The organism is Nocardia sp. NPDC057668, from assembly GCF_042799795.1.
GTDB lineage: Bacteria > Actinomycetota > Actinomycetes > Mycobacteriales > Mycobacteriaceae > Nocardia.
Genome location: NZ_JBHVIC010000001.1, coordinates 234146 through 249103 on the forward strand (window position 1 = coordinate 234146; position 14958 = coordinate 249103).

Genomic DNA, 14958 nt, shown 5'->3' on the forward strand with positions numbered 1-14958 from the left:
GGGCGAATTCGCGAAACCGAAGTTGATCACTATGCTCTCCGGCATGGGGAGGAACTCCGCGGTCTGCTTCGCGTTCGCCACCGTCGTCCTGGTCTCGGGTTGCGACAGCGTCAGCGGTCTCGACACCGATCCCAAACCCGCCGAGTCGGCCGCGACCGCTTCGAGCACGTCGCAAACGACCTCGGCGCCAACGAGTTCCGCTCCGGCCGGACCGGTGGCGCTCCCGGACTGCCCCGAAGGGGTGGTCGACGAGCTCGACTGCCGTGCCCGCACACAGGACAAGACCGGTGTGGTCTTCGATTCCCGGCGCACCCCGGAGGGCACCGTCACGATCGAGGTGATCGCCCCCGACGGCACCGTAACCCAGACGATCACCGAACAGGCGGGTGACCGCTCCGCGAACCCCAGGGCCATCGACACCGATTCCGACGGCCGCGACGAGCTCGTCATTCCCGTCGAGGTGGGCCCCTACTGGTACCGGTTCGTCGTCTATCACGCCACCGGCGATGCCACCGAGTACACACGGGCCGGTGAGTTCCCCGGCACGGGAATCGATCCCACCCCGGACGGTCTGGCTCATACCGCGCACAAGAACGGCTATCAGTCCGTCACCCATACTTTCTGGACCTACGAGAACGACGTCATGGTTCCCGTCGTCATCGCCGAGTCGAAGTTCACCAACGGCACCGACGCGCCGCCGGTATGCACCATCACCAGCGCACCCGGACTGAGCAAGACCAGCTTCAAGACGGTGGCCGCCGCCCGCACCCACTTCTGTGCCCAAGCGGCCGAGAGCTGAGCGACCGCTGTCACGCCGCGCGTCACCACCGTGCCGCGCCGGGTCGAGTCTCCATGCCCGACCGCGTCTTTCCTGGCCGGTCTCGCGCCGCCGTACCGAGCCGGACAGCGCCCTCGGTCCGCAGGTCGACCCGGCCCGACATGGGTGCCGCACCACGCCCACCGGGTAGGCGATGCCGTGCCCGGAATGGTCGGGCACGGGGTGTGCGGCGCGGCGAACACCGCCGGATGCGCCCAGCGGTGCGGACCCGCCGGTCTGCAGCCGCGCGGCGATGTCGATCGCGATCAGATCGGCGCAGGCCGGAACAACGACCATGACCCCGAACTGCGCACCGGTGGCCGGAAAGAATACGGCGCGGATCGTGGTCGTGAGTCCCGGCGACTCGGCGCGATGTCCCGAGCCGGGTCTGCCTGCACGCCTGCGACTTCCCGTCGAAAATCGGTCGCCGTCCGCGGCGTCCCCCGGGGACCATGGCACGGTGACGGATACAGCGCGGGGCGTGGATCGAGCGCGGTGGGAGCAGCTGCCCGGTCCGGTACGGGGTGCGGTCGAGGAACGGCTGGGCGCGCGGGTGGTCGGGGTCGGTGCGGTCACCGGCGGGTTCAGCCACGGGATGGCGGCGCGGCTCGAACTCGGTGACGGGCGTGCGGTTTTCGGCAAGGCGATCCGGACCGACGACCGGCTCATCGAGTCCTATCGCACCGAGGCCGCAACCGGTCTCGTGCTGCCGCCGGGGGTGCCGGCACCGCGCATGTTGTTCAGTGTGTCCGTCGCGGACTGGCTGGTCATGGTGTTCGAGTTCGTGGCCGGACGGCACCCGCGGTTCGATCGGCCCGCGGAATTGATCGCGGCCATCGAGGCCGTCGAGTGCGCGCTGCGTGTGTCGACGCCCGCGCCGGTGGCGGGCCTCGTGGGAATCGAGGACGCGCTCGGACCGAGCTTCACCGCGTGGCGGGACTTCTCGGCGGGCGGGCCGCCGGCCGATCTGGATCCGTGGGCGCGGGCGCACCTGGACGAGCTCGCGGCACTGGAATCGCAGTGGTCGCTCGGGGTCGCCGGTGACACGCTGCTGCACAACGATCTTCGGCCCGACAACATGCTGCTGCGCGCGGACGGCACCGTCGCGCTGGTCGACTGGGCGTGGACCTGCCGCGGGGCGGCGTGGGTGGATCTGGCCTGCCTGCTGCCCGAACTCCTGGACGCCGGGGCCGACCCGGATCGGGTGCTGACCCGGCCGCTGGTGGCCGCGGTCGACCCGCGCGCCATCGACGCCCTGTGCTGTGCGCTGTGCGGATTCTGGGAGCGCAACAGCCGGTTGCCGGCTCCGGCTCACCGGAACTGCGGGCCTTTCAGGTCAGCAGGGCCGGGCTCACGCGGGAGTGGCTCGCGAGCCGCTTTTCCGGGTGACCGGCGTCAGTCGGTGACGTCCGGGGGGATCTCCGGCAAACCCTCGCTGGCGCGTAGTTTTTCGGCCATCGCGGTCAGGAGGTCGGCGGACTCCGCGCTCAGGTCGTAGGCGCGGGAGGAGAGGCGGCGCAGGTTGTAGGCGTGCAGGGAGGACAGGAGCTCCAGGTCATGGTCGATCGTGGCGGCGTAGCGATCGTCGAAGAAGTAGGCCGGGCGGACCCGGAAGAAGTTGGCCAGGGCCACGACCAACTGATCGGAGGGGTTCGTGCGCCGGCCCGAGCGCAACTGGCTCAGATACGGTTTGGCGATCGGGTGCCCGGCCGCGGTCAGGGCGGCGGCCACCTCGGAATTGGTGTGGGGCGCGCGGCCGGGCGGGTGGACCGTCTCGAAGAGTTTGTTCAGGCGGGTCGCGAAGTCCGAGGGCTGCCGGACGGCGCCGCCGGGCACCCGCCGCACGATCGCGTCGACCAGTTCCTGCGGCACCCGCTCGCGCAGGCGTTGCAGCACTGGATCATTCAGCGAGGACTCTTCGAGCAGCGCGGCGACCCGCCGTGCGAGATCCTCGTTCTCGTGGCCCATCACTCCTCCGTCCCGGTGAGACCGCTAATCCAATCGGTATCGCGTTTCAATCTGGACCAGCGCTGCTCGACAGCTTTGGTCGATGGCCAGCCGAACAGCTCGGCGATCTCGGCGCCGCGCAGGCCGACGGTCTTGCCCCACACCAGCCCGCGATCGCGATCCCCGAGCCGGGCCAGGCGGCTGTGCCAGGCCATCCGATTGACCACCAGCGCGGCCACATCGGTGCGGCACGGCACCAGTTCCACCGCGGCCGGACCGTCCTCGACCAGCCCGGGCAGGGCGTAGTCGATATGGACGTCGTACAGCTCGCCCGAACGGCGGCTGCGGCGGAAGTAGTCCACGAACGCCTGCACGCACGCGTTGATGAAATACGTTGCGAGACTGGTGCCCCCGTCCGAGCGCCAGCCGTCGCCGTCGATCGCCTTGCGCCGGAACTTCTCCAGCGCCAGGGTCACCGTCTCCTGCAGAAAATCCTCGTGGAGCCGGCCCGCGACCGTTCTGCGCTCCTGCATGGTGGGCTGCAGGGGCCAGCCCTTCTGCGCCGCGACCGAGAAGATCCGGCCCGAGCGGATCCACGGCCCCACCACCGCCAATCCGTGCCGAACCAGTCTCTCCGCCAGCAGCGTCCACGGCGGCCCCTCGAACCCGGCCTTGCGGACCAGCTCGAACAACGCGTGCTCGTTCTCCGTATCGGTCATAACATCGGCATCCTCACCCCGCACCTTTGCTCGCGTTCTGAGGTTATAGGCGCGTCGCGGGCCCCGAACCCTCTTCCAGCAAATCGAGAGTTGCCGAACGGATCATTTGCCCGGGAAGGGCGAATTGATCGTGGTGAAGTACTGTGCCGCCGCGAGAATCGCGACCGGCGCGGTGACCAGCAGCTGCCCGGCCAGGGTGCCGAGGAAACCGATCACCGCGACACCGGCCAGACAGCCGCCCAGCGCACCGGGCAGCGCGCCGAACATGGCCGAGAGCGCACCGGTCAGTACCGCGCCTCCGGCACCGCCGAGCAAACAGCCAAGGGCCGCACCGGAAATGCCGCCGACCACGGTACCGATGGTGGCGCCCATGCTGATGGTGGTGGCCATGCGGTTCCAGGCGGCCTGTTCGCGTTCGTACTCGCTCTTCCAGGGAGCCTGGTTCTCGAAGGGCAGCGCCACCGGCGCGTAGCGCGCGTGCTCGAGATCGAAGCGCGGGGTGAGGATGGCGCGCCGGTCGGTGACCTCGGCGGCGATGGGGAAGACGAAATCATCGACGCGGAAGGACAATTCGGTCCCCGCCAGCGCATCCCCGGCGGCCGAGCGCACGGTGAACACGCCGTCGTCCACGACCATGGTCCCGGCGTCGGTGCGAATGACGGTGCTGGTCGCGGTGTTGGTGACGGTGTAGTTGACGACCGGGTCGGTGGCCGGTGCGGCCGTGGCCGACTGCTCGAGCACGGTGATCGCCGCGAGCGCGGTCAGGCCGGTGGCCAGGATGCGCGTTCTGTTCTTCATTTCCGAGTCCTTCTGATCCAGCGGTGACGGCGCGGCCGGTCCGCGCGTCGGCACAACCGTGGCCGAGCCCGCCGCCGGCCGAGCGTCGATGCGGCAATGCGATTCGGGCGATCGTCACTGCCTATCGCCGAGGCCGAGACCCGTGGCGCGGATCGAGACTGAGCGCATGGCTCGGTTGCAGATCGACGAGGTGTCGAAACAATTCGGTGCGCATCAGGCGGTGCGCGAGGTGAGCCTGGACATCGCCGACGGGGAGTTCCTGGTCCTGCTCGGGCCCAGCGGCTGCGGTAAATCCACGCTGCTGCGGTTGCTGGCGGGGCTGGAATCGCCGTCGTCCGGGCGGATTCTGCTCGACGGGCGCGATATCACCGAGCAGTCCCCGCAGCAGCGGGATCTGGCGATGGTGTTCCAGAGTTACGCGCTGTACCCGCATTTGACGGCCGCGGGCAACATCGGGTTTCCGTTGCGGGCGCGCCGGCAGCGACGGGCGCGGATCGCGCAGCGGGTGGCCGAGGTCGCCGAGCTGCTGGAGCTGGGTGCGCTGCTGGATCGGCGTCCGGCCGCGCTCTCGGGCGGGCAACGGCAGCGGGTCGCGCTGGCGCGGGCCATGGTTCGCGATCCCGGGGCGTTCCTCATGGACGAGCCGCTGTCCAATCTCGATGCGGCCCTGCGCAGCGCGACCCGCGCGGAGTTGATCGCGCTGCATCAGCGGCTGGGTTCGACGTTCGTGTACGTGACCCACGATCAGGTCGAGGCCATGACCATGGCGTCGCGGATCGCGCTGCTGAACGCGGGCCGGATCGAACAGACCGGCACACCCGAGGAACTCTACGACCGGCCGCGGTCGGTGTTCGTGGCCGGGTTCCTGGGCTCGCCGCCGATGAATCTGTTCGCCGCCCGCGCCGTGTCCCACGAGGGCGTGCTGCGCCTGCGCGCCGGGGACGCGGACATCGATCTCGGCTGGGCCGCCGAGCAGAGCACCGACACCGCCGTGACCGCGGGTGTCCGGCCCGAACGCCTGCGCATCGATCCGGACGGCGATTTCCGCGGCCGGGTGCGCCTGGTGGAGAACCTGGGCAGCGAGGAACTCGTGCACCTGGACACTGCCGCCGGGCCGTTGTGCGCGCGCCTGCCGCGCCCGTGCGGGGTGGTGCGCGGCGCGCACCTGGCCCTGCGCGCCGATCCCACAGACCTGCATCTCTTCCATGCCGATTCCGGACTGCGCCTGCGCTGGCAACCCGCCGTCGCGGCCGTGCACTGAACCCCCATCCCGCTCAGGAGAACCCTCGTGAAACGCACCCTGTCCCTGTCGAGCCTCGCGCTGGCCGCGGCTCTCACGCTCGGCGCGTGTGGTCTCGGCGGCACCGTCGCCACCGAGTCCACCGCCGAACGCATTCCCGAACTCGCTGCCGATCAGCAGGTGTCGATCGTGTTCGAGTCCTACAACTACGGTCTGGCCGGGGCGTGGACCGACACGTTCAACACCCTGATCACTGATTTCGGGCGCAAGTTCCCCAATATCAAGGTGACCGCGCAGAAGCCGCAGGGCAACAGCCCCAACCCGGCGAGCGACACCATATCCAGCATTCAGAACCAGCTGGTGGCCGGGTCCCCGCCGGATGTGGCGCAATTGGGTTTCAGCGACCTGGATTTCACGATCGAGCAGTTGCGGGCCAAACCGCTGGATGTGCTGCTGGGCAAGGACGAGGTGCAGCGCAATTTCGGCGGCGCCCTGCCCTACGCCGACCGTGCCCGCACCCTGGACGATCGTGACGGGCACACCTACGGGGTGCCGTTCGTGTTCTCGACCCCGGTGCTGTATCTCAACGCCGATCTGTTCCGCGCCGCCGGGCTGAATCCCGACTCCCCGCCCGCGACGTGGGCCGCGGTCGCCGAGGCCGCCCGCGCGATCGCGACCCGCACCGGCCGGGGCGGGGTGTACATCGACTGCCTGACCAAGAGCGCCAAGGACTGGTGCTTCCAGTCGCTGGTGCGCTCCAACGGCGGCCGGGTGCTCTCCGAGGATCGGCGCACCCTGGGATTCGCCGAGGCCCCCGCGGTCGAGGTGACCCGCATGGCACAGGATCTGGTGAACACCGGCGCGATGCCCCGGCTCAATCAGAAGCAGGGCTACGAGGCGTTCGCGCGCGGCGAGGTAGGCATGATCCTCGAGACCAGCGCGATCCAGGGCACCTTCGTCACCGGCGCCAAGGACAAGTGGGAGCTGCGTTCGGCGGCCATGCCGCGCTTCGGCGACCGGCCCGCGGTGCCGACCAATTCCGGTGCGGGACTGCACATCCTGGCCGAGGACCCGGCCAAGCAGCGCGCGGCCTGGGAGCTGATCAAGTTCCTCACCAGTGAATCGGCGTACACCACCATCTCGGAGAAGATCGGCTATCTACCCCTGCGCACCGGGTTGCTGGAGCAGCCCAATGCCCTGTACGAGTGGTCCCGGCGCAATCCGCTGCTGGCCCCGAACGTGGCGCAGCTGGCGGTCATGGAACCGTGGGTCGCGCTGCCGGGCACCAACTACCTGCAGATCCGCGACGGCATGATGGACGCGGTGGAAGCGGTTGTCTTCCAGGGCAGGGACCCGCAGAGCACGCTCGCCGCCGCCCGCGCCCAGGGCGCCGCACTGCTGCCCGCCGCATGAACGCGCTGACCCTGATCCAGCTGAGCGACACCCATATTCGCGCCGACGGCGCGCAGGTGCAGCACGGCGTGGACACCTACGCGAACCTGACCCGGGTGCTGGACCGGCTGCGCGCCTTCGGCGGGCCGATCGACGCGCTGCTGCTGACCGGTGACCTCGCCGACGCCGGTGACCCGGCCGCCTATCGCCGCCTGCGATCGGCGATCGAACCGGTGGCCGCGGAGCTGGGCGCCCAGGTCCTCTACGTGATGGGCAATCACGACGAGCGCCGCGCCTTCGGCTACGAATTGCTCGGGCGCGCACCGGGATCCGTTCCCGCGCGCCCACACGATCACGTGCTGGAGGTGAACGGGCTGCGGGTCATCGCCCTGGACAGCACGATCCCGGGCCGCCACGACGGCGACCTGGAACCGGGTCAGCTCGACTGGCTCGCCGACCAGCTGCGGACCCCGGCCGCGCGCGGCACGCTACTGGCCATCCACCACCCGCCCCTGCCTTCGTCCCTGGCCGCGGCCAAGGTGCTTGGCCTGCGCAACACCGCCGAGCTGGCCGCGGTGCTCGCCGGAACCGATGTGCGCCAAATCATCTCCGGCCACCATCACCTGACGGCCGCGAGCACCCTGGCGGGCATTCCGGCCTGGATCGGCCCCGCGGTGGCCTACCGGATCGAGGGCATGGCCCCGGTCGGCCGCCAGCAGGCCGCCGCGGGCGCGGGCTACACCCGGATCGACCTGATCGAGGACACCTTCGTCCTGACCGCGATCGAGGTGCCCACCGCTGCACCGCTGTACGACCGCGACGAGGCGGCCGAGCTGCGCCGCCTGGCCGCCCTGACCCCCGAACACGGCTAGCCCGATGTTCGTCATCGACGATCCATCGCAAGCACCGAAATTATCCGGCCCACAGCGCAATCCGGTCATACCGCATCCCTCCGCCGGTGCCCTCGGACACCGGTCACACCCCGACGAACCGGGCGATGCCTTCGGCGCACGGGCGCGAACCGCCGGTTCACACACACCGGCAGATCACCCGGCGAGCGCCGGCACTGCGGGAGATGAGCCGGGGCAGGGGGATGGTTGGCCGTCCGCTCCCGACTGTGTGGAAACTGCCTACCGCGGACCGGAGGTGGCCGACGAGAGCCTCGGCAGGCCGCCCGATGTCCGGCCCCGACCGCTCCCCGGTCGTGCGAGACCTGCCCGGCCCAGCACCGACCGGGCGATCGCCCGGCACGGTGGCGCCACATCCTGCGAGATGCTCGTGGTCGAAGGTCCGGCCGCATCGCCGAAATCGATGCTCCCAACTGACGATTCACCGGAACCACAGGTGTCCTGCGGACCGGACCACACCGACCGGGCAGGCGGGGTGAACGGGCTCGGTCGACGGGCGTACCCGGGCGCGCGGTGGCGGTTCCTGCGGCGGGCCGGGCGGGGGGCGGTGCCGTATCTGTATCTCGCGCCCGCGCTGGTGTTGCTGGTGGTGTGGACTTATCGGCCGCTGGCGCAGGCCGTCGAGCTGTCGACCTATTCGTGGAATCTGCTGCCGGCCGTGCCGATGCGGCCGGTCGGGGGCGCGAACTACCGGCGGCTGCTCGAGCTGCCCGCGTTCGGGGACGCACTGGTGCGCACCGTGGTGTTGATCGTGGGGTTGTTGCCCTTCACGGTCGTGTTGCCGGTCGCGCTGACCTTTGCGGGACAGCGGATTTCGGGGCGGGCGCGCGGGGTGTATCAGGCGCTGGTGTTCGCGCCGTTCCTGGTCGCGCCGGTCGCGGCGGCCGCGGTGTGGCGGTGGCTGCTGCATCCGGGATCGGGGCTGGTGGATCGGGTGCTGGGGTCGGATCGCAACTGGGTGTACGACTCGCGCACGGCGCTGGGGGTGATCATCGTGATCACCGGGTGGCAGCTGGTGGGGTTCGCGCAGCTGGTGGTCTCGGCGGGGGTGGCCGCGATCAGCGGGGACTACGCGGAGGCGGCGCGCACGGACGGGGCGAGCGCGGGCCAGATCCGGCGCTGGATCACGCTGCCGCTGCTGTCGCCGACGCTGGTTTTCCTGGTGCTGACCACGGTGCTGCTGAGTCCGGTGCTGACCTTCCCGATCATCGATTCGATGACCCAGGGCGGGCCCGCGCAGTCGACCACGAACATCTATTACCTGCTGTGGGAGTACGCGTTCCACAGTTTCGACGCCGGACTCAGCGCGGCCGCGGGCGTGCTGCTGTTCCTGGGTTTCGCCGCCGTGGCCGGTGTGCTGGTGTGGCTCTCGGAGAAGGTGAGCTTCCATGATGATTGACCGTGTGCGCCTGCTCGGCGGGCATCTGCTGTCCGCGGGCACGGCGCTGGTGTGCGCGTTCCCTATCTACTGGATGTTCGCCACGAGCGTGCGCAGGCCCGAGGACGTGTACTCGATGTCGGTGCTGCCGTGGCCGCTCTCGGGCGCGAACTACGCCGACGCCGCCCACAAGGTGGACCTGATCCGTCTGCTGGGCAACACCTTTCTGATCGCGGCCGGTTCGGCGGCCGGGCAGCTGCTGATCGCGCTGCTGGCCTCCTACGCGTTCGCGATGTACACCTTTCCGCTGCAGCGGCTGCTGTACCTGGCGTTCGTGGGCACGTGGCTGGTGCCGTTCCACGTGACCATGCTGCCGAACTACCTGTTGCTCAACCGGTTGGGGCTGCTGGACACCCTGGCGGGGGTGGTGCTGCCGACCCTGTGCTCGGCGCTGGGCATCCTGCTGCTGCGCCAGCACATGGCCGCGTTCCCGCGTGAGCTGGTGGCCGCGGCGCGGGTGGACGGGCGCTCGTCGTGGTCGATTCTGTGGACGGTAGTGGTGCCTAATCTGCGACCGGCGCTGGCGGCGCTGGGGATTCTGCTGTTCATCAACGCCTGGAACGAGTACTTCTGGCCGGCGATCGTGCTGCGCCGGTCCAATGCTGTTGTCCAGCTGGGGTTGCGGGGTTTCATGGGGACCGAGGGCGATCAGTGGGGGCCGTTGATGGCGGTGGCCGGGGCGGCGTGCCTGCCGGTGCTGCTGCTGTACGTGGTGCTGCAGCGTCAGATCGTGGACGGGTTCGTGCGGTCCGGGCTCAAGTGAGCTCAGGCCGGGATCGGTACCGAGGCGGCGGCGGACAGGCAGTCCACGAATTGCGCGACCGCCGGGTTGTCCTCCTCGGCCCGCCACACCGCGTACAGGTCCAGGGTGGGCACCGGGTCGACGAGTTTGACCGCGACCGAGCTGCTGCCGGGCGCGCCCATGCCCATGGAGATCGCGCGCGGCAGCGAGGCGAATCCGACCATGGGCCGCACCGAGACCATATGGGCGGTGGCCCCGGGATCGTCGGCGGAATGTCCCACGGTCAGCGCGATCCGGGTCTGGGCCGCGGCCCGGAAGATGGCGTCGTACATGGCCGGGCACTGCTCGCGGTCGAACAGCACGCATTCCTGGTCGGCGAGTTCGGCGAACGGCACGCCCGCGCGTTCGGCCCAGCGGTGCCCGCGCCCGACCACCGCGACCAGCGGAACACGGTGCAGCATGCGGCGATACCGGAAGGCCGCGGTGCTGGGGTGGCCGTAGACCAGGGCCACGTCGAGGGATCCCGCGGTCAGGGCGGCCAGTTGCGGCCCGGTTCGCTTCTCCCACAGCGACACCGTGATGTCGGGGTGCCGCGCGGTCATGCGCACCAGCGCGTCGGGCAGCACGTGCCGGCTGGCGGGCACGTTGTAGCCGACGTTCACCGTGCCCGCGCGCCCGGCGGCGGTGGCGCGCGCGGCGCGGGCCGCGCGCTCGACCTGGGCCACGATCTGGCGGGCCTGGATCTCGAATTCGCGTCCGGCAGCGGTCAATCGGACCTCGTGCGAGGTGCGGGCGACCAGTTGCGCGCCCACGGCCTTCTCGAGTTTGCGCAGCTGGGCGCTGAGGCTGGGCTGGGTGATGTGCAGGCTCGCGGCCGCGCGCCCGAAGTGCAGCTCCTCGGCGATCGCGAGGAACGACACCAGATGTCGAAGCTCCATGGCATCGGCTCCTTCCTGCCGGGGCTCACGCTAGCCGCGCCGGATAACCGCCGATGAATCCGATTCGCACACCCGGGACCGATCGTCTTGCCGCCGGATGAACGACCGCGTGCTCGGGTGCGCCGTCGAGGGGACTCGGCAAACATCGGGCCGATCCGTGATGTAAATGATTCCTTGACAACAGCATTCGCGTAAAGGCAGCATTTACACATGAACGATCCCCACCATCGCGACCCCGCCGACGAACGCGCGGTCCTGGCGAAGATGTTGTCCTCCAACGCCGAATTCGTGGCCGAGGTGCTGTACCCGGCCGAGGGCTCTCCGGCCCCGTCGGTCATGGCCGCGTTGCGCGCGGCGCGCAATCTCGACAGCGTGGTCGACGACGTGCTGCGCTCGCTGGTGGCACAGGCCCGCGACGAGGGCCGGACCTGGGCCGAGATCGGCGAGATCTTCGGCACCTCGCGTCAGGCCGCGTTCCAGCGCTTCGGCGGCGCGGGCGCGCAGACGCCGCCGGTTCCCCCGGTTCCGCCACCGCCGCCCTTCCCGGAACTGCCCAAGATGCCGAAAATGCCGCCCATGCCGCCGATTCCGGGCTGGCCGCCCAGCCCGCCGCGCTTTCCCGGCGCCTGATCGGCGAGCCGCACCATGCCCGCCACCGCCGACCCGCCCGAGTTGTGCCGGGCCCGGCGTCGCCTGCTGCGCGCCGCGCGCTGCCGTTTCGCCGAGGACAGCCTCGCCGACGCCGTGTCGGCGGGACTGCGCCAGGCGGTCCTGTTCGGCGGCGCCCTGGACACTTTCGCCTCCCACAATCCGTACGCGCAGCTGCGGGTGTTCGAGTTCGCGGGCGACGCCGATTTCGAGAGCGTGCTGACCGCAACCGATTTCGACGCGTCCGCGCCGGTGTTCGTGATCCGGCTCGGGTATCGCGCGGACGCACCGGCGCACCCGCTACCCCGGCCGGGCGCGCTCGCACCGGGCAGCGAGATCGTCTTCGACTACCTGCCCGCCGCGGCCGGTCCGCCGTCGTGCCCCGCGGGGTGGCAGCCGACGGTCACCGGGCATCGGGAACCGCCGCGCGCCGAGAACCGGAGCGTGCCGCGCGAGGTGCGCTGGGAGGCGCCGGGCGAGCAGCACCCCGAGCAGCACGCGAGCGCGGCCGTCGGCGCGCCCCGAGATCTGCTGCTCGATGACCGCTGGGAGGTGCTGGCGGATCTGGATCCCCGTACGCTGGCCGCCCGCTACCTCCGTCGCCCGATCGCGGCCGCGCTCGAGCCCCGCGTGGTTCGCGCCCGGATACGCCCCCGTCGCGCGTCGGATCGGGCGTAGCTCGCCGCCCGCGCGCACGGTCACGGGCCGGTAGCGACACGCCTCCGGCTGCGGCGGAATGCAGCTACCTTCCAGTTACTCTCCGAATGGGACATATCCGACCATGTCCCCAGGAGGAGAACCGATGCGCACACGGCTGCAACGCCTGGTCCTGGCCGGCATTGCCACCGCTTCCACCCTGCTGCCCGTCGTCGCGGTGGGATCGGCGACCCCGCCGGCCCCGGCGGCCGGCGCGCACGGGGCGCTCGGCAAGGACTTCCTGTGGGGCGTAGCGGCTTCGGGCTTCCAGTCCGAGGGCTACCCCGCCGACAGCAACTGGCTGCGCTACATCCAGGCGAACCCCGACTGGGACCGGTACGAGGATTCGGTGGACTTCCGCTCGCGGTATCCGAACGACATCGCCCTCGCCGCCGGGCTCGGGGTCAAGGTGTTCCGCATCGGCATCGAATGGGCGCGGGTGCAGCCCACCGCCGCGGCCTGGAACGAAGAGGGCTTCCGCTTCTACGACTCGGTCATCCAGGCCATCCTGGACGCGGGCATGAAGCCGATGCTGACCCTCGATCACTGGGTGTATCCGGGCTGGGCCGCCGATCGCGGCGGCTGGAACAACCCGGGCATGGTCCAGGACTGGCTGGCCAACATGCGCACCGTGGTCGACCGGTACGCGGCGCTGAATCCGGTGTGGGTCACCATCAACGAGCCGGTCGCGTACATCATGCACGAGGTCAGACAGAACGGCACCGACGCACCCGCCATGCTCGATCTGGTCGCCATGGCGCACAACGAGATCTACGACTACATCCACCGGGTGCAGCCCGGAGCGCAGGTCACCAGCAACGTCGGCTACGTCGCCGGCGCCGAGGCCGAGGTGAACGGCCCGCTGATGGACAGAATCGGCGAACGTCTGGACTTCATCGGCGTGGACTACTACTTCGGGTACGAGCCGCCCAATTCCAACGCGGTCTCCCATCGCCCCGACGGCTCGGTTCCGGCCCCCGCGGGCATGTGGGATCTGCCGGTACGTCCCGAGGGAATCTACTTTGCGCTGCAACACTATTCGCGCAAGTTCCCGGACAAGCCGCTGTGGATCGTGGAGAACGGCATGCCGACCGAGGGCGGAAAACCCCGCGCCGACGGCTACACCCGCTCCGATCACCTGCGCGACACCGTCTACTGGCTCCAGCGCGCCAAGATCGACGGCATGAACATCATCGGCTACAACTACTGGAGCCTGACCGACAACTACGAGTGGAGTTCCTACACACCGCGTTTCGGTCTCTACACCGTCGATGTGACCACCGATCCGAATCTGACCCGCACCCCCACCGACGCGGTGGACTCCTACCGCGGCATCGTCACCTCCGGCGGGGTCCCCTCCTGGTACACCCCGGTGCGCCATCCGGTGTCGGACTGCAATCTGGTCGATCCGCCCGCCAGCTGCGAATCCCCGGTCACCGTCCCCTGATTCGGCGCGCGGCGCACACCGCCGCGTCGCCCCGGTTCGATGGGCATCTACGAGCTATCCCACGGCTACCCACGCCTCGGGTGTTTCGTTAGCATGGGTCAGCGCGTGCTGTGAGTCCACAACCGATCAGGGAGTCGACATGACAGAGGATGTGCGAGTGTCCGCGCCGGTGCAGGCGGTGGTCGACGCGATCAACGCCGCCGACACCGACGCGTTCGTCAACGCGTTCACCGAGGACGGCGTGGTGGACGACTGGGGCCGGCGGCTCTCGGGCGCGGCCGGGGTCCGGGACTGGGCGAACACCGACGCCATCGGCGCGGGCGCGCAGATGACGGTGACCGGCGCCGAGGTGCGGGGCCCGGTGACGCATCTGCGGTTCGGCTGGCGCAGCCGGGTGTTCAACGGCGAGTCCGAGGCCTTCGTGACCGTGCGCGATGACAAGGTCTCGGAGTTCCGGATTCCGGCGGGCTAGGACCCCGCGGCATCGGTGTGCGCGCCGCTCAGTCCTCGAGGTCGAGTTCGCGCACGGCGCGTTCGATTTCCGCGGCCAGGGTCGCCCCGCCGACTTCGCGCGCGGCGGCCCGGTAGCGCTCCTGGAATCGCATGAGGTCCGAACGGACCCCTTCCCCGCCGTAGGTGGTGCCCACCGCGGCGCGGAAGGTCTTGACCATCTCATCGGCCAGGTCGGCCAGGCGGGTGCGGATCAGGGTGCGCAGATCCCCGGACAGGGAGATGTCCGCGCCCACGTCGTACAGCACCAGCGCGCCGCTGAGCATGGGCGGTTCGGGGATGTGCCAGCGCGGGCCGCGCGGGTGCAGGTATCCGGCGGCGACGAGTTCGTCCAGAATTTCGGGGCGGCGATCGCCGAGCAATTCCGAGAGCTGCTCGTCCTCGACGATGATGCCGCTGGTCTCGGCTCCGGCATCGGCGTCGGCGCGGGCGTAGCGTGGATCGAAAACCTTGCGCCATTCGCCGTCGGGGGCCGCCTCGGCGTCGAAGACCTCGCGGATCGCCTCGAGCCGCAGCCCCCGGCCCTGCATGGCCACGATCGCTTCCAGGCGTTCGAGGTGTTCGCTCCCGTAGACAGCTTCCTTGCCCGCCCGTCCGGGCTTGGGCAGCACACCGAGCGAGTGGTAGTAGCGAATGGTGCGCGCGGGCACCCCGCTGTATTCGGCGAGCTGGGAGCGGCTGTATCGATCCACCCGATCAGCATAGAGACCGCAACCGG

General features: G+C 70.0%; 16 protein-coding genes. 11 read left to right on the forward strand and 5 right to left on the reverse strand.

All coding sequences use genetic code 11. The features are described from left to right. The first annotated feature begins 43 nt into the window (after positions 1–43). Both ACFVBH_RS01160 and ACFVBH_RS01165 read left to right on the forward strand, forming a co-directional pair. Positions 44–799 (forward strand): hypothetical protein, encoded by a 756-nt coding sequence (locus ACFVBH_RS01160; protein WP_378998669.1) that lies wholly within the window; start codon positions 44–46, stop codon positions 797–799. 478 nt (positions 800–1277) lie between these two features. Further along, positions 1278–2315: a phosphotransferase gene (locus ACFVBH_RS01165; protein WP_378998671.1), complete on the forward strand. Its 1038-nt coding sequence runs from the start codon at positions 1278–1280 to the stop codon at positions 2313–2315. Here the strand turns inward: ACFVBH_RS01165 and ACFVBH_RS01170 are convergent. From ACFVBH_RS01170 to ACFVBH_RS01180, 3 genes are all read right to left on the reverse strand, one after another. Further along, positions 2213–2653, reverse strand: a complete 441-nt coding sequence (locus ACFVBH_RS01170) for a helix-turn-helix domain-containing protein (protein ID WP_354985666.1) — start codon at positions 2651–2653, stop codon at positions 2213–2215. The genes ACFVBH_RS01165 and ACFVBH_RS01170 overlap by 103 nt on opposite strands. A gap of 131 nt (positions 2654–2784) precedes the next feature. Then, complete coding sequence (locus tag ACFVBH_RS01175) at positions 2785–3483, reverse strand: hypothetical protein (RefSeq protein ID WP_354985612.1); 699 nt, start codon at positions 3481–3483, stop codon at positions 2785–2787. Between the two features lie 102 nt (positions 3484–3585). Then, a complete protein-coding gene (locus tag ACFVBH_RS01180; protein ID WP_378998674.1) occupies positions 3586–4281 on the reverse strand; it encodes a hypothetical protein in 696 nt (231 codons plus the stop codon). Positions 4282–4447: 166 nt separating this feature from the next. On the opposite strand from ACFVBH_RS01180, the gene ACFVBH_RS01185 reads away from it, so the two are divergent. From ACFVBH_RS01185 to ACFVBH_RS01205, 5 genes are all read left to right on the forward strand, one after another. Next, positions 4448–5542, forward strand: a complete 1095-nt coding sequence (locus ACFVBH_RS01185; protein WP_354985610.1) for an ABC transporter ATP-binding protein — start codon at positions 4448–4450, stop codon at positions 5540–5542. Between the two features lie 27 nt (positions 5543–5569). After that, positions 5570–6934 (forward strand): ABC transporter substrate-binding protein, encoded by a 1365-nt coding sequence (locus ACFVBH_RS01190; protein ID WP_378998677.1) that lies wholly within the window; start codon positions 5570–5572, stop codon positions 6932–6934. Beyond that, positions 6931–7785: a metallophosphoesterase family protein gene (locus tag ACFVBH_RS01195; protein ID WP_378998679.1), complete on the forward strand. Its 855-nt coding sequence runs from the start codon at positions 6931–6933 to the stop codon at positions 7783–7785. The genes ACFVBH_RS01190 and ACFVBH_RS01195 overlap by 4 nt, the downstream gene beginning before the upstream one ends. A gap of 439 nt (positions 7786–8224) precedes the next feature. Then, positions 8225–9220: a carbohydrate ABC transporter permease gene (locus ACFVBH_RS01200; protein ID WP_378998681.1), complete on the forward strand. Its 996-nt coding sequence runs from the start codon at positions 8225–8227 to the stop codon at positions 9218–9220. Continuing rightward, on the forward strand, positions 9210–10022 hold the full coding sequence (locus ACFVBH_RS01205) for a carbohydrate ABC transporter permease (protein WP_354985606.1): 813 nt from the start codon (positions 9210–9212) through the stop codon (positions 10020–10022). The genes ACFVBH_RS01200 and ACFVBH_RS01205 overlap by 11 nt, the downstream gene beginning before the upstream one ends. A gap of 2 nt (positions 10023–10024) precedes the next feature. Here the strand turns inward: ACFVBH_RS01205 and ACFVBH_RS01210 are convergent, their stop codons facing one another. Then, complete coding sequence (locus tag ACFVBH_RS01210) at positions 10025–10939, reverse strand: LysR family transcriptional regulator (RefSeq protein WP_378998685.1); 915 nt, start codon at positions 10937–10939, stop codon at positions 10025–10027. A gap of 210 nt (positions 10940–11149) precedes the next feature. Between ACFVBH_RS01210 and ACFVBH_RS01215 the strand changes: the two genes are divergently transcribed. The 4 genes from ACFVBH_RS01215 to ACFVBH_RS01230 all read left to right on the forward strand — a co-directional run bounded on the left by ACFVBH_RS01215 (position 11150) and on the right by ACFVBH_RS01230 (position 14202). Further along, the gene (locus ACFVBH_RS01215) at positions 11150–11569 is read left to right on the forward strand and encodes a hypothetical protein (RefSeq protein WP_378998687.1); all 420 of its coding nucleotides are present in this window, start codon (positions 11150–11152) and stop codon (positions 11567–11569) included. A gap of 15 nt (positions 11570–11584) precedes the next feature. Further along, positions 11585–12265 carry a class I SAM-dependent methyltransferase gene (locus ACFVBH_RS01220; RefSeq protein WP_378998689.1) on the forward strand — a complete coding sequence of 227 codons (681 nt, stop codon included), beginning with the start codon at positions 11585–11587 and terminating at the stop codon, positions 12263–12265. 124 nt (positions 12266–12389) lie between these two features. Continuing rightward, positions 12390–13730: a family 1 glycosylhydrolase gene (locus ACFVBH_RS01225; protein WP_378998691.1), complete on the forward strand. Its 1341-nt coding sequence runs from the start codon at positions 12390–12392 to the stop codon at positions 13728–13730. Between the two features lie 139 nt (positions 13731–13869). Continuing rightward, on the forward strand, positions 13870–14202 hold the full coding sequence (locus tag ACFVBH_RS01230) for a nuclear transport factor 2 family protein (RefSeq protein ID WP_354985601.1): 333 nt from the start codon (positions 13870–13872) through the stop codon (positions 14200–14202). Between the two features lie 28 nt (positions 14203–14230). Here the strand turns inward: ACFVBH_RS01230 and ACFVBH_RS01235 are convergent, their stop codons facing one another. After that, positions 14231–14932 carry a MerR family transcriptional regulator gene (locus ACFVBH_RS01235; RefSeq protein ID WP_354985600.1) on the reverse strand — a complete coding sequence of 234 codons (702 nt, stop codon included), beginning with the start codon at positions 14930–14932 and terminating at the stop codon, positions 14231–14233. Positions 14933–14958: the final 26 nt, after the last annotated feature.

What these genes read in the sequence shown, in the direction of transcription:
- ACFVBH_RS01160 (WP_378998669.1), top strand. Translation starts at nt 44, where the DNA reads ATGGGGAGGAACTCCGCGGTCTGCTTCGCGTTCGCCACCGTCGTCCTG.
- ACFVBH_RS01175 (WP_354985612.1), bottom strand. Translation starts at nt 3,483, where the DNA reads ATGACCGATACGGAGAACGAGCACGCGTTGTTCGAGCTGGTCCGCAAG.
- ACFVBH_RS01180 (WP_378998674.1), bottom strand. Translation starts at nt 4,281, where the DNA reads ATGAAGAACAGAACGCGCATCCTGGCCACCGGCCTGACCGCGCTCGCG.
- ACFVBH_RS01185 (WP_354985610.1), top strand. Translation starts at nt 4,448, where the DNA reads ATGGCTCGGTTGCAGATCGACGAGGTGTCGAAACAATTCGGTGCGCAT.
- ACFVBH_RS01195 (WP_378998679.1), top strand. Translation starts at nt 6,931, where the DNA reads ATGAACGCGCTGACCCTGATCCAGCTGAGCGACACCCATATTCGCGCC.
- ACFVBH_RS01200 (WP_378998681.1), top strand. Translation starts at nt 8,225, where the DNA reads ATGCTCCCAACTGACGATTCACCGGAACCACAGGTGTCCTGCGGACCG.
- ACFVBH_RS01205 (WP_354985606.1), top strand. Translation starts at nt 9,210, where the DNA reads ATGATGATTGACCGTGTGCGCCTGCTCGGCGGGCATCTGCTGTCCGCG.
- ACFVBH_RS01210 (WP_378998685.1), bottom strand. Translation starts at nt 10,939, where the DNA reads ATGGAGCTTCGACATCTGGTGTCGTTCCTCGCGATCGCCGAGGAGCTG.
- ACFVBH_RS01215 (WP_378998687.1), top strand. Translation starts at nt 11,150, where the DNA reads ATGAACGATCCCCACCATCGCGACCCCGCCGACGAACGCGCGGTCCTG.
- ACFVBH_RS01220 (WP_378998689.1), top strand. Translation starts at nt 11,585, where the DNA reads ATGCCCGCCACCGCCGACCCGCCCGAGTTGTGCCGGGCCCGGCGTCGC.
- ACFVBH_RS01225 (WP_378998691.1), top strand. Translation starts at nt 12,390, where the DNA reads ATGCGCACACGGCTGCAACGCCTGGTCCTGGCCGGCATTGCCACCGCT.
- ACFVBH_RS01230 (WP_354985601.1), top strand. Translation starts at nt 13,870, where the DNA reads ATGACAGAGGATGTGCGAGTGTCCGCGCCGGTGCAGGCGGTGGTCGAC.